Source organism: Achromobacter sp. CF-sbj1-Ac2-l (genome assembly GCF_052698165.1).
The window spans coordinates 1,650,546-1,664,157 of the sequence record NZ_CP199855.1; the positions used below are offsets into that span (position 1 = coordinate 1,650,546).

Sequence of the window (13,612 nt, forward strand, 5' to 3'; positions counted from 1 at the left end):
TAAGCCATGTCCGGATTCGATCTCGACCAGTTGCGAACGTTGGTGGCCGTGCTGGATGCGGGCAGCCTGACGGCGGCCGCGCCCAAGGTGTTCCTGTCGCAGTCATCCGTCAGCGAGCAGATGCGCAAGCTGGAGGAGCGGGCTGGCCAGCCGCTACTGATACGCGGCAAGTCTGGCGTGGTTGCCACCCCCGCCGGCGAACGCCTGCTGGCGCATGCGCGCGCCATCCTGGCGCTCAGCGACGAAGCCTACCGCGACCTGCGCGGCGTGGCGCTGCGTGGAGAGTTGCGGCTGTGCATCACCGACTACTTCCGGCCTGGCGACGTGGCGCGTCTGCTGCGTCGCCTGAACGAGCAGTATCCCCAGGTGCGCATGCACGTCACCATCATGAAAAGCGGCGCGATCGAGGCCGCTTACGAACGCGGCGAAGTCGATGTCGGCATCTCGATGGTGATCCTGGAGCGCGGCGCGTCGAAAGGGCGGGCGTTGGGACCCTTGCTGCGGCGTGAGTCGCTGCTGTGGATGGGGGCCGAGGGCGCGCCGGCGCCGCCGGAGCCGTTGCCGTTGCTGGCGCTGCCCGAGACCTGCGCGTTGCGCCAGTACGCCGAGCGGTTGCTGGCGCGGCGCGCCGTGCCCTACGCGGTGGCGCACGTGGCCTCGGGCGTCGCGGGGTTGCAACTGGCGATCGGTGCGGGGCTGGGCGTGGCCTGCCTGAACGAGTCGGCGCTGGCGCCAGGCATCGGCCGCCTGCAGGCGCCCGGCCTGCCGCCATTGCCCGACGTCGAATTCCGACTGTTGCCGGCGCGGCCGGGCGAAGATGCCTTTATCGGCCAGGCGCGCGAGGCGATCGAGCGGGCGCTGCGGTGAGCCAGTCTGGAGACGGCGGTCAGGAGGCTGTTTGTTGCGGGGCGCGCATCAGCCAGTGCAGAAAGTCGCGGCCCGGACCTGCCTGTCCGACGATGGCGCCGATGGGCTGGAAGGCGCCCGGTGATTCGATCCGCACGCGCTGAAAATGGCCATGTTGCAGATACCAGCCGGCCAGCGTCAGCGGCACCATGGCCAGCGCCTGCTGTGCCTGCATGACGGCGATCAGCAGTGGCATGGGCGGCGCGGCGCTGGCCAGGCGGCATAGCCGCGGGACCACGTCGGCGCGTTCGAAGAAAGCGGTGAAGACGGCGTGGATCGCCAGTTCCGGGCGGGGCCGGATCCAGAGCTGGGTGGCGACCTGCGCCAATGTCGGCGCGGTGTCGCTGGCGAGCAATGGGTGGCCGGGCGTGGCGACGATGACGGCGTCATCCCGTTGCAGCGGCACGAAGTCCAGGCCGGTCGGCACCGCCTCCGGGCGCCGGCACAGCAGCATGTCCAGATTGCCCGCTGCCGCCAGCGGCAGCAACTGTTCGCGGCTGCCTTCCTGCAAGTCCACCTGCAGGCCCGGATGCGCGCGCATGTAGGCGGGCAGGTGTTGCGCCAGCAGCCCGCTGCTCGCTGCCGGGATGGCGCCCAAGCGCAGGCTGCCGGAGGCGCCGCCGCGCAGGGCCGCGACCGAGTCGGTCGAGGCGCGCAGCGAGGTGAGCATGCCGCGTGCGCAATCGGCCATCAATTGACCGCAGCGGGTGGCGCGCATGCCGCGCGCATGACGTTCGAACAGCTCCACGCCCAGCAGGGATTCGATGTCCGCCAGGGCATGGGTGGCGGCCGGCTGGCTCATGCCGATCTGAGCGGCGGCCTGCTGCAGGCTGCCCAGTTCGGCAACCCCGGCCAGCAGTTGCAGGTGGCGCAGGCGTCCCTTGGCCAGCAGCCGGGCAAGCAGGGTGGCGGGGGCGACGTCCATGGATGTGGAATTCCGGATCTTGATATTCAAGATTCGAATATATGGGTCCGTTAATGTATTTGAAATAAGGATATGCCCTGGCCAGAATGACGTGACGCCGGCTACCGGTTTCCACGCAAGGATTCGCCGTTCCATGAAGTCCCGTCTGTTGCATGCTTTCGTCTGCGCCGCACTGGTCGGCGTTTCGTTCCTGGCGCACGCGCAGGGCGTCTATCCCTCGCAGCCGGTGCGCCTGATCGTGCCGTTCGCTCCCGGCGGTTCCACCGATGTCCTGGCGCGGGCGGTGGCCGATGGCCTGCGCAAGGAACTGGGCCAGAGCGTGGTGGTGGAGAACCGCGCCGGCGCCGGCGGCCTGATCGGCACCGAGGCGGTGGCGCGGGCCGAGCCCGATGGCTATACGCTGGGCATGGCCACCGTCAGCACCATGGCGGTCAATCCGCTGTTGTACGGTACGGCGCGCGTCGATCCGGCAAAGCAACTGACGGCGGTGGGTTCGGTGGCCAACGTGCCGGTGGTGTGGATGGTGAACCCGGCCTTTCCCGCGACGGATTTCGCACAGTTCCTGGCCGAATTGCGGGGACATCCCGGCAAGTATTCCTTCGGTTCGCCCGGCGTGGGATCGCTCGGTCACCTGAACCTGGCGGCCATGAATGCGGACCTCCAGGTCGAGGTGTTGCACGTGCCCTACCGGGGCATGGGCCCCGCATTGACGGCCGCCGTGGGCGGCGAGGTGCAGGTGCAGCAGGACCAGTACGCCTCGGCCCAGTCCTTGATCAAGGCCGGCAAGCTGCGTCCGATCGCGGTGGCCGCCCCCGCGCGATTGCCGGGCCTGCCGCAACTGCCGACGCTGGCCGAATTGGGCTACCCGCAATTGAATGCGCTGGGCCAGACCTGGTTCGGCCTGGTGGCGCCGGCGGGCACGCCCGACGCAGTGGTGCGGCGTCTCAATGACGCGGTGCGCCGGGCGCTGGCCGAGCCGGCGCTGGTGCAGCGGCTGGCCACCCTCGGCGCCGAGCCTGATACCGGCACGCCGCAGGAATTCACCCAGCGCATCGCGCAGACGCTGGCCGCCAATCGCAAAATCATTGAAACTGCCGCCATCAAGCTCGACGAATGACGTTTTGCCGCCGCCGGCGACGTACCGTGGCCGGCGCCCCCAGATCCTGTAGACCGCCACTGGAGACACGATGGGAGCCATCGATATTCTTGCCCCGTTCATCGACGCGCGCAGCGACCGCTACGCCGAGTTGAGCGATCGCATCTGGAGCCTGGCCGAATTGCGCTATGACGAGCACAAATCGGCCGAACTGCACATCGCCATGCTGGAAGAGGCCGGCTTTCGCGTTACCCGCGACGCGGCCGGCATTCCGACGGCGTTCGTCGCCGAGGCGGGCGCCGGCGGCCCGGTGATCGGCATCCTGGGCGAGTACGACGCCCTGTCGGGCCTGAGCCAGGAGAGCGGCGCCTATGCCTGCCAGCCGTCGCCGGAAACGCCCAATGGCAACGGCCACGGTTGCGGCCACCACCTGCTGGGCACGGCGGCGCATTTCGCCGCGGTGGCGGTCAAGGAATTCCTCGAGCGCAATGGCCTGCCGGGCCGTATCCGTTTCTATGGCTGTCCGGCCGAGGAGGGCGGGTCGGGCAAGACCTTCATGGCGCGCGCCGGGCTGTTCGACGACCTGGACGCGGCGCTGACCTGGCATCCGGCCTCGCACACCGGCATCTTCCACCAGTCGTCGCTGGCCAATATCCAGGCCTATTTCCGCTTTCGTGGCGTGGCGGCGCACGCGGCCAATTCGCCGCACCTGGGCCGCAGCGCGCTGGACGCGGTGGAGCTGATGAACGTGGGCGTGAACTACCTGCGCGAGCACATGGTGCCGGACGCGCGGGTGCACTACGCGGTGACCAACAGCGGCGGCATCTCGCCCAACGTGGTTCAGGCCCGCGCCGAGGTGCTGTACCTGGTGCGCGCGCCGATCAATTCGCAGGCCGCCGAGCTGTACGAACGGGTCAAGAACGTGGCCCGCGGCGCAGCGCTGATGACCGGTTGCGAACTGGAGATCGTGTTCGACAAGGCCTGCTCCAACTACATTCCCAACGGCGTGCTGAACCAGGTCATGTACGCCAACATGCAGGCGCTGCAAGGCCCGGCCTACACAGAAGGCGAACAGCAGGCTGCGCGCCGCATGTGGGACGCGATTTCGGCCGACGACATCGACAACGCCGGCAAGAACCTGGGCGCGGTGCTGCGCAATCCGACGCCGCTGTTCAGCGGTGTCGCGCCTTACGAGCCCGGCAAGCATGAAATCAGCTATGGCTCGACCGACGTCGGCGACGTCAGTTGGGTGACGCCCACGGCACAGTGCTGGGGCGCCTGCTATGCCTACGGCACGCCATTCCATTCCTGGCAGATGGTGGCGCAGGGCAAGTTGTCGCTGGCGCACAAGGGCATGGTGCATGCGGCCAAGATCATCGCGGCCACGGCGGCGGATCTCTATCGGCAGCCCGGGACGCTGGCGCGCGCCAAGGAAGAGCTGTTGGAAATGCGCCGCGGCCAGCCGTATGTCTGCCCGATTCCGGCGGACGTGCTGCCGTCGTTCATGCGCAAGTAGAGGCGCGCGGGCGGCCGCGATTCGCGGCCGCCCGGCATTGCCGGGTGCGTCTTTCCCGGCCAGCGGCCGTCAGGCCGGCAGCGAGGGCGCGTATTGCGCTTCCGTGCTGACCTTCTGGTGGAACTCGACCACCTTGCGCACGACCTTGCGCGGATCGTCCTCGATGATGAAAAGATCCAGGTCATGCGCGCCGATCATGCCGTTGCCGAGCACCTGGCCCCCCAGCCATTCGACCAGGCCTGACCAGTATTCGCTGCCCACCAGCACGATGGGCGCGGGCGGGACTTTGCCGGTCTGGATCAGTGTCAACGCTTCGAAGAGCTCGTCCAGGGTGCCGAAGCCGCCCGGCATCGCCACGTAGGCGAAGCTGTGCATGAAAAAGGTGGCTTTGCGTGAAAAAAAGTACTCAAACGATAGACTGATGGTTTGATATTCGTTGTTGTGCGCTTCGTGCGGCAGGCTGATGTTCAGCCCGATGCTGGTGCCGCCGGTTTCGAACGCGCCCTTGTTGGCGGCTTCCATGATGCCGGGGCCGCCGCCCGCGATGACCGCAAATCCCGCCTCGGCCAGGGCGGCCGAGATTGCCACGGTGGTTTCGTAGTGGGGGGAGTTGCGGCTGACGCGCGCACTGCCAAAGACACTGACCGCCGGCCCGATGTTCGCGAGCTTTTCGGCCGCCGTCCGTATCTCTGACATAATCAGCGGAATTTGTTTTTCGGCGGGCGTCGCCGCAATTGTTGCCGCAGTTGTTGCCATATCTGCCTTTGTAACCATGAAAAAAACCTTATTGCTGGTCGACGGTTCAAGCTACTTGTACCGCGCTTTTCACGCTATGCCTGATTTGCGCAATGCGCAAGGCGAACCTACGGGTGCGCTGTACGGCGTGGTCAATATGTTGCGCAAGCTTGTATCCGACTATAAGGCAGAGTATGCCGCATGTATTTTCGATGCGCGTGGCAAGACCTTCCGGGACGATCTGTATCCGGAATACAAGTCGCACCGCCCGCCCATGCCGGAAGATCTGGCCGCCCAGATCGAGCCCATCCATCGCGCCGTGCGCGCGCTGGGCTGGCCGGTGCTGGCGATCGAGGGCGTCGAGGCCGATGATGTGATCGGCACGCTGGCCCGCCGCGCCGCCGAGCGCGGCGTGCACACGGTGGTGTCCACCGGCGACAAGGACCTGGCGCAGTTGGTCAACAGCCATGTCACGCTGGTCAACACCATGAGCGGCGAGGTGCTGGACGAGGCTGGCGTGGTCAACAAGTTCGGCGTGCCGCCGGACCGCATCGTCGATTACCTGATGCTGGTGGGCGACACCGTCGACAACGTGCCGGGCGTGACCAAGGTCGGCCCCAAGACGGCCGCCAAGTGGATCACCGAATTCGGCTCGATCGACAAGCTGGTCGAGGGCGCCGAGGGCATCAAGGGCGTGGCCGGCAGCAACCTGCGCGAAGCCATTCCCAACTTCCCGCTGACGCGCCAGCTTTTGACGGTGAAGTGCGACTGTGACCTGACCGGCCACGTCGACAGCGTCGACGACCTGACCCCGCGCGGCCGCGACGAAGCGACGTTGACGGAACTGTACGAGCGCTACGGTTTCCGCACCTGGCTGCGCGACCTGACTGGCGACGCCGAGCGCGTGCCGACGGGCGATGCAAGGGTGGCGGCCGAGGTGCCGGCCGCGCCGACGGAACTGGATTACCGCATCATCGCCGACTGGGCGGCGTTCGACGCCTGGATGGCGTTGGCGCAGGGCGCCGAGCTGGTGGCGCTGGACACCGAGACCACGTCGCTCGATGAGATGCAGGCCAAGTTGGTCGGCCTGTCGATGGCGGTGGCGCCGGGCGTGGCCTGCTATATCCCCGTTGCGCACCACGGCCCGGACGGCGCGACGCAACTGCCCAAGGACGAGGTGCTGGCGCGCCTGCGTCCTTGGCTGGAAGACGCCTCGTGCGCCAAGCTATTGCACCACGCCAAGTACGATACGCACGTGTTCGCCAACGAAGGCATCCGCCTGGCGGGCATCGCCGAAGACACCATGCTGCAGGCCTACGTGCTGGAGTCGCATCGCGGCGTCGGCCTGAACGACCTGGCGCAGCGCTACCTTGGCCGCAGCGGCGTGTCGTATGAGGACCTGTGCGGCAAGGGCGCCAAGCAGATCGGTTTCGATGAAGTGGCGGTGGACAAGGCCGGCCACTATGCCGCCGAGGATGCCGACTTCACGCTGCAACTGCACCGGGTGCTGCGCCCGCAGGTGGCGGCCGATGCCGGGCTGGAGCGTATCTACCTGCTGGAGATGCAGGTGTCGGCGGTGCTGACCACGATCGAGCGCAATGGCGTCAAGGTCGACGCCGCTGAACTGGGCCGCCAGAGCCACAAGCTGGGCCAGGAAATGCTGCAGCTCGAGCAGAAGGCCTACGAACTGGCCGGGCAGCCCTTCAACCTGAATTCGCCCAAGCAACTGGGCGAGATCCTGTTCGGCCGCATGCAGTTGCCGGTGGTGCGCAAGACCGCGGGCGGCGCGCCGTCGACCGACGAGGAAGTGCTGAGCAAGCTGGCGCAGGACTATCCGCTGCCGCAGGTGCTGCTCGAGTACCGCGGGCTGTCCAAGCTCAAGTCCACCTACACGGACAAGCTGCCGCGCATGATCAACCCTGCCACCGGCCGCGTGCACACTCACTACTCGCAGGCTGCGGTCATCACGGGCCGCCTGGCTTCGTCCGATCCCAATCTGCAGAACATCCCCGTGCGCACCGAAGCCGGGCGCCGGGTGCGCGAGGCGTTCGTCGCCGAGCAGGGCCTGCTGCTGTCGGCCGACTATTCGCAGATCGAACTGCGCATCATGGCGCACGTGTCGGACGACGCCAATCTGCAGCGCGCCTTCGCCGCCGGCGAGGACATCCATCGTGCCACGGCCTCGGAAGTGTTCGGCGTGTCGCTGGCGGACGTGTCTTCCGAGCAGCGGCGCGCGGCCAAGGCCATCAACTTCGGCCTGATCTACGGCATGGGCGTGTTCGGCCTGGCGTCGAACCTGGGCATTACGCGCGACGCGGCGCAGGCCTATATCGACCGCTACTTCGCCCGCTACCCCGGCGTGGCGATGTACATGGAGAACACGCGCCGCGTGGCGCGCGAGCAGGGCTACGTCGAGACCGTGTTCGGACGCCGCCTGCAACTGCCGGAGATCCGCGGCGCCTCGGGCCCGCGTCGGCAGGGCGCCGAGCGCGCGGCGATCAACGCGCCGATGCAGGGCACCGCGGCCGACCTGATCAAGATGGCCATGGTGGCGGTGCAGGACTGGCTCGAGGCCGAAAAGCTGCGGACGCGCATGATCATGCAGGTGCACGATGAACTGGTGCTGGAAGCGCCCGACTCGGAACTGGAGCTGGTCAAGGAAGCCCTGCCGCGGCTGATGTGCAACGTGGCCGAGCTGCGCGTGCCGCTGGTGGCCGAGGTGGGCGTAGGGAAGAACTGGGAACAGGCGCACTGACCCCCGGGACGAGCGGCGCGCTCGGGAAGCGCCGCTCGTCCCGGAGTCCCTCGTATCGGGCCGTTCGGGGCGCGCAGCGATCCGGCGGCCCATTTCCGCTTTTGTGGCTGCAACAATATAATGTTGCGCTTCCCCTGACCATATACGTCCCCCAAATGCTGCTGCTCTGGGTCCTGCTTGCCACCGTCACCGGTGGCCTCATCGCCGTCCTTGTCGCCAGTTGGCTGGCCTACAAGGTGTTCGCCCATTACCTGCATCACATGGTCAGTCTGTCGGTGGGGGTGCTGCTGTCGGTGGCGTTGCTGCACCTGTTGCCGGAAGCCTTCGAAAGCGGGGTGGCCGATGCCCATGTGCTGTTCGGGCTGATGCTGGCGTCGCTGATCGGTTTTTTCGTGCTGGAGAAAATCGCGCTGCTGCGCCACAGCCATCACCACGAGGGCGACGGGCATCACCATCATCATGGTCATGACCAGCACGAGGCGGGACGCGGAGGCGTGCTGATCCTGATCGGCAGCTCGCTGCACAACCTGTGCGACGGTGTGCTGGTGGCGGCGGCCTTCCTGACCGATCCGTTGCTGGGCGTGCTGACGGCGGCCTCGATCATCGTGCACGAAGTGCCGCACAAGCTGGGCGACTTCGTCGTGCTGCTCAATGCCGGCCTGGCGCGGCGCCGCGCCTTCGCGCTGATCCTGTTCACCAGCTTGTGTTCAGCCTTGGGCGGCATAATAGGTTACTTCGTGCTGCAGCAGGCCCAGGATTGGGTGCCGTACGTATTGGTGGTTGCCGCCAGCAGCTTCCTCTACATCTCGGTGGCCGACCTGATGCCGCAGATGCACGAACGGGTATCCCTGGCCGATGCGGTGCCGCAACTGCTGCTGGTGGGCGTGGGTGTCGTGCTGATCTACAGCGTGACGACCCTGATGCATCACGGGCATGAGCACGAGACGGGCGCCGGCGCGGCACGCACGGAGCACGTCCACACACATTGAGGCGTGGCGGTCGCGATACCCGGCTTTGCTTCCGATCCTGGCCGGTCCTGTCGCGCTCGCCCCGATGGCGAACCGCGGCGCGCCGGCTCCGCGTTGATCCCTACACAGGAGTTCGCCATGAGTTTTTCCGCCGCCGCCGGCAACGTCGCCCCCACCGTGATCCACACGGACGCCCAGGGGCTGGTTCACGGGGATTTCCAGTTGCCCGTGGCCGATGGATCCATCAGCGCCTATTACGCCGCCCCCGAGGGCAAGCGCGACCTGCCCGTGGTGCTGGTGGTGCAGGAGATCTTCGGGGTGCACGAGCACATCAAGGATATCTGCCGCCGCGTGGCCAAGGCCGGTTACCTGGCCGTGGCCGCAAACCTGTACGAGCGCCAGGGCGATGCATCGACCTATACCGACATTCCCAAGCTGATCGCCGAGATCGTCAGCAAGGTGCCCGACGAACAGGTGTTCGCCGACCTGGACGCCAGCGTGGCGTGGGCCGCGCAGCATGGTGGTGACCCGAAGCGGGTGGCGGTGACGGGGTTCTGCTGGGGCGGGCGCCTGACGTGGATGTACGCGGCGCACAATCCGAACGTGAAGGTGGGCGTGGCCTGGTACGGCAAGCTGAGCACGGGGCATGGTCCGTTGATCAAGCGCTATGCGTTCGATGTGGTGAACGACCTGCATGCGCCGGTGCTGGGGTTGTATGGGGCCAAGGATGCCAGCATTCCGGTGTCGGATATCGAGATCATGAAGACGAAGCTGGCGGCGGGCAATGAGAATGCCCGGCGGTCGGAGTTCGTGGTGTATCCGCAGGCGGATCATGCATTCATGGCGGATTACCGGGCGAATTATCAGGCGGAGGCGGCCAGGGATGGGTGGGGGAGGATGCTTGAGTGGTTCAAGCGGTACCTTTGAGGGGGGGCTCTTGGCGTCATGAGAAGCCGCTGCGCGTTTGCGTGGCGGTTTTTTTTGGGGCGTTGTTGCTTTCGTAGGCCGCCCGGCGCGGGTGGCGCATGGGTGGGCGCGCCTGCGATTGCGGTCCGGAGCCTTCGCTCCGGACTTCCCCGTGCTCAACCTCGTCCGCCTTCGGCTCCCTTGTATCTTGATCCCTGGGATGGTTAGCTACCATTCCATGAGAGGCAGGTGAGTTTCTTTGGCTCCCGAGGGACTTAACCCTGTTCCGTAGACCAAACCCCTGTCTCTCACCTCTGACGCCATCGCGGACACTGGACGGTAGCCTAGGGCTGATTGACCCTGCATGCACAAGGTAAGTGGGCGCAGTTGGCATACTTTCTTGTATGAGGGGGTATGAACGATGATCTATCTGGGTATTGATGTCTCCAAGCTGAAGCTGGACTGCACGTTGTTGCTGGATCCAGAGAACGACAAGCGCAAGAGCAAGGTTGTGCCTAATAGTCGGGACGGAGTGCACGAACTGGTTCGATGGTGCGCCAAGCACGGGGTGGGAGCCGACCAGGCCCATGCCGTGCTGGAAGCCACGGGCCCGTATCACGAGCAGGCCGCCACGACGCTGCATGACGGCGGCATCGCGGTGTCGATCGCCAACCCGGCCAGCGTGCACGACTTCAGTCGGGCAATGGCGATGCGCTCCAAGACAGATGCACTCGATAGCCTGGTGTTGGCTCGTTATGGCGTGGCGATGAGGCCTGGTGCTTGGCAGCCCCCGCCGGCACATGTGCGCGAGCTACGCGCCTTGATTACCCAGCTGGACGCGCTGTCCAAGGATCGGCTGCGCACGATGAACCGCCAAGAGAAGATCGAGGCCAGTTCGGCCTCGGAGCTGGTGGAGCGTTCGATCAGTGACACCCTGAGCTTCTATGACAAGGAGATCGCTCGCCTGGAGAAGGCCATCGATGACCACATCGACCGGCACCCTGACCTGAAGGACGACACCAAGCTGTTGTCCTCCATCCCCGGGGTCGGCCCGAAGGTGGCCAGAACCATGCTGCGAGTGATGCGCATGCACCAGTTCAAGTGCGCCGAGGATCTGGCGGCATATCTAGGCCTGGTGCCGGTGCGGAGACAGTCGGGCACGTCGCTACGCGGGCGCAGCCGCATGTCCAAGGCAGGTCCCGCTGATGTACGGGCCAAGGTGTATATGGCCGGCGTTGTTGCTTCCAAACACAACCCCCATGTGCGGGCGTTATATCAACGGCTGCTGGCGGCGGGCAAGACCAAGATGTCGGCGCTGGGTGCTTGCATGCGCAAGGTGGTACATCTGTGCTTCGGTGTGCTCAAGACGCGGCAGCCTTACAGACCTGACTACGCTTTTTCTACTTGACGGCCAAGACGGTATCTACGGTTTCCGCCGGGCGCATCTGACGGCGCGCCCACCCATGCGCCACCCGCGCCGGGCTACCGGTTTCGAGGCATGGGGCGCTGCTGGACCGCGGCGGCATGCGAGAGGTTTGCGGGGCCCGCCAGGATCGGCTGCGCGGGCAGCCGATCCTGGCATACGCGGTGTGGGGCGTCGGGGCTTGGCTCGCTACGCGCGGGCGGAGGTGCGTGTGCTCGGTGGCTGCGTGTCGTGAAGAGAGACTTGTTGCCCTACCACATAGCGTTGGTGAACGATGCGAGCGCGATCACATGTGGGCACGCTGCCGCCTTGTGACACAAGTGCCTCAAGCCGGGGTCGCCCCTTCGCTGGCAGCCATTGTGGGGCATCGAAGGCGGGGCAGCCCCCTCGGGGGGCAGCAAGCGCGCGAGGCGTGCGCGGCGTGGGGGCCGCCCCGCCGCCCGGCCGCCCGAAGGCGGGGCAGCCCCCTCGGGGGGCAGCAAGCGCGCGAGGCGTGCGCGGCGTGGGGGCCGCCCCGCCGCCCGGCCGCCCGAAGGCGGGGCAGCCCCCTCGGGGGGCAGCAAGCGCGAAGCGCGCCGCGTGGGGGCCCTAATTCCCCGCTTCGCGCAGCCGGCTGGGGAGGAGTTCGCCGTGGCGGGCCAGGAGGGGGTAGGCGGCGGCGCCGACCAGGTGGGAGTTGATGCCCTTCATGTCGCGCAGGATGTCGAGATAGAGGGCGCCGACTTCGGCGGCGTCGACCTGACCGCCCTTGATTTTCTGCAGGTGGGCGTCGGCCGCCTGCGTTTCGATGGTGCGGAAACGCGACTTTTCACCGGCCAGGGCGCGGGCCTGGCGCAGGTCGTCGTTGACGAAGAGGGCGGCGGCCTGGCGTTGGTTGGCGATCAGTTCGCCCAGCGTGTCGTCGAGGCTGGCGCGTTGTTCGGGAGAGAAGGTCCAGCCCTGCTTGCGCAGCTTGGCGATGTGGCTGAGCAGGCCATGGTGGGCGATGTCGCCTGCGTGGCCGATGTTGCTGATGAAGGCGAGGATGTCGTCCATGCGCTGCACGTCGTCGCGCGTCATGTTTTCCTGGTCCAGCGTGGCCAGGTAAGTGGTGATGGCGCTTTCGAGCTTGTCCAGGGCGGCGTCCAGTTGGCGCGCCTGCACCATGCGGTGGCGGTTGTCGCGCTTGAAGCCGGCGCGGGCGTACAGCAGCAGTGTCTGCAGCATATCGGCCATGCGCAGCGCTTCGCGGGCGGCGTTGCCAAGGGCGACTGCCGGCACGTCGTGGGCCCATTCGTCCAGGTATTGGGGGCGGGACGGGTCGTTGGGGTCGGTGCGTTTGGGCAGCCAGCGGGTAAGCAGGGCGGCGTAGGGGGCCAGCAGCGGCAGGAACGCCAGCGCGATGACGGCGTTGAAGAGCGTGTGGAAGTTGGCGACCGCGCGGGCCGGGTCGCTGGACATATCGCTCATCAGCGGTTGCAGGCAAGGCAGCAGCACCAGTCCGGCCAGCACGCCCAGGATGCGGGTCAGCAGGTTGCCCAGCGGCAGGCGGCGGGCCGCGGGGTCGTCGCCGGTGACGCCCTCGATCATGGGGTTGATGGCGGTGCCCAGATTGGCGCCCAGCACCAGCGCGAAGGCGACGTGCGGCGCCACCATGTGGTGGCTGGCCAGCGACATGACCAGCACCACAACGGCGACGCTGGAGTGGGCGGCCCAGGTGAAGGCGGCCGACAGTAGCACTGCGGCGACCGGCTGGGTCGCCAGGGCGTCCAGGATCATGCCCAGCATGGGGGCGGTCTGGAACGGCTCGAACAGTTCCACCAGTTGGTGCAGCGACAGCAGCAGCAGGCCCAGGCCGATGAAGACCCGCCCCAGGTCGCGGGTGCGGCCCGGAGGATAGCGGCGGAACATCCAGACGCCTGCCAGGATCAGGATGGGCGCCAGCGAGGTCAGGTCGAACGACAGCAACTGCACGATGAGGGTGGTGCCGACGTTGGCGCCCAGCATGGCGGCCAGGGCCGGCACCAGCCCGACCACGCCGCCAGCGGCGAAGCCGGTGATCATGAGGCCGGTGGCGGTGCTGCTTTGCAGGGCGGCGGTGATGCCGAGGCCAGCGGCGAAGGCTCGCAGGCGGGTGCCAAGGGCGCGGCCCAGCGCGGCGCCCAGGGCGGCGCCGAAGGCGCGCTGCACGCCCGTCTGGACCATGTGCACGCCCCAGAGCAGCAGGGCGACGTAGCCGGCGAAGTCAAGCAGGGTGATGAGTCCGGACATCCTGGGGCAGTTCCATTCTTTTTATGACAAGAAATAATTCTGTAATGATCGCATGCCGGGGCGGGCGGGGAAACCCGTGCCGTGAATACAGCATACGCCCCGCGGGGCTTTGCTGCGCAGGGCCGGACCTTG

10 protein-coding genes are annotated in these 13,612 nt (G+C 66.9%); 7 read left to right on the top strand and 3 right to left on the bottom strand.

Annotation, left to right across the window (positions count from 1 at the left end; genetic code table 11):
- Positions 1–6: 6 nt before the first annotated feature.
- On the top strand, positions 7–867 hold the full coding sequence (locus ACUDCK_RS07525; protein WP_054501412.1) for a LysR family transcriptional regulator: 861 nt from the start codon (positions 7–9) through the stop codon (positions 865–867).
- 19 nt (positions 868–886) lie between these two features.
- On the opposite strand, the gene ACUDCK_RS07530 is transcribed toward ACUDCK_RS07525, so the two are convergent.
- Positions 887–1,831 (bottom strand): LysR family transcriptional regulator, encoded by a 945-nt coding sequence (locus tag ACUDCK_RS07530; RefSeq protein ID WP_054501411.1) that lies wholly within the window; start codon positions 1,829–1,831, stop codon positions 887–889.
- 133 nt (positions 1,832–1,964) lie between these two features.
- Between ACUDCK_RS07530 and ACUDCK_RS07535 the strand changes: the two genes are divergently transcribed.
- On the top strand, positions 1,965–2,948 hold the full coding sequence (locus ACUDCK_RS07535; protein ID WP_054501410.1) for a Bug family tripartite tricarboxylate transporter substrate binding protein: 984 nt from the start codon (positions 1,965–1,967) through the stop codon (positions 2,946–2,948).
- A gap of 70 nt (positions 2,949–3,018) precedes the next feature.
- On the top strand, positions 3,019–4,443 hold the full coding sequence (locus ACUDCK_RS07540) for a M20 family metallopeptidase (protein WP_054501409.1): 1,425 nt from the start codon (positions 3,019–3,021) through the stop codon (positions 4,441–4,443).
- A gap of 69 nt (positions 4,444–4,512) precedes the next feature.
- Here the strand turns inward: ACUDCK_RS07540 and ACUDCK_RS07545 are convergent, their stop codons facing one another.
- Positions 4,513–5,217 (bottom strand): LOG family protein, encoded by a 705-nt coding sequence (locus ACUDCK_RS07545; protein ID WP_445343850.1) that lies wholly within the window; start codon positions 5,215–5,217, stop codon positions 4,513–4,515.
- On the opposite strand from ACUDCK_RS07545, the gene polA reads away from it, so the two are divergent.
- The 4 genes from polA (at position 5,216) to ACUDCK_RS07565 (ending at position 11,215) form a co-directional block, all read left to right on the top strand.
- Positions 5,216–7,933, top strand: coding sequence for a DNA polymerase I (gene polA, locus ACUDCK_RS07550; protein ID WP_175167630.1), 2,718 nt, complete (start codon positions 5,216–5,218; stop codon positions 7,931–7,933). The genes ACUDCK_RS07545 and polA overlap by 2 nt on opposite strands.
- Before the next feature lie 155 nt (positions 7,934–8,088).
- Positions 8,089–8,922 (top strand): ZIP family metal transporter, encoded by an 834-nt coding sequence (locus tag ACUDCK_RS07555; RefSeq protein WP_064526897.1) that lies wholly within the window; start codon positions 8,089–8,091, stop codon positions 8,920–8,922.
- 117 nt (positions 8,923–9,039) lie between these two features.
- Complete coding sequence (locus ACUDCK_RS07560) at positions 9,040–9,828, top strand: dienelactone hydrolase family protein (RefSeq protein WP_054501405.1); 789 nt, start codon at positions 9,040–9,042, stop codon at positions 9,826–9,828.
- 400 nt (positions 9,829–10,228) lie between these two features.
- Positions 10,229–11,215: an IS110 family transposase gene (locus ACUDCK_RS07565; RefSeq protein WP_116793657.1), complete on the top strand. Its 987-nt coding sequence runs from the start codon at positions 10,229–10,231 to the stop codon at positions 11,213–11,215.
- A gap of 603 nt (positions 11,216–11,818) precedes the next feature.
- On the opposite strand, the gene ACUDCK_RS07570 is transcribed toward ACUDCK_RS07565, so the two are convergent.
- Positions 11,819–13,480, bottom strand: coding sequence for a Na/Pi cotransporter family protein (locus tag ACUDCK_RS07570; protein WP_175168300.1), 1,662 nt, complete (start codon positions 13,478–13,480; stop codon positions 11,819–11,821).
- Between the last annotated feature and the right edge of the window lie 132 nt (positions 13,481–13,612).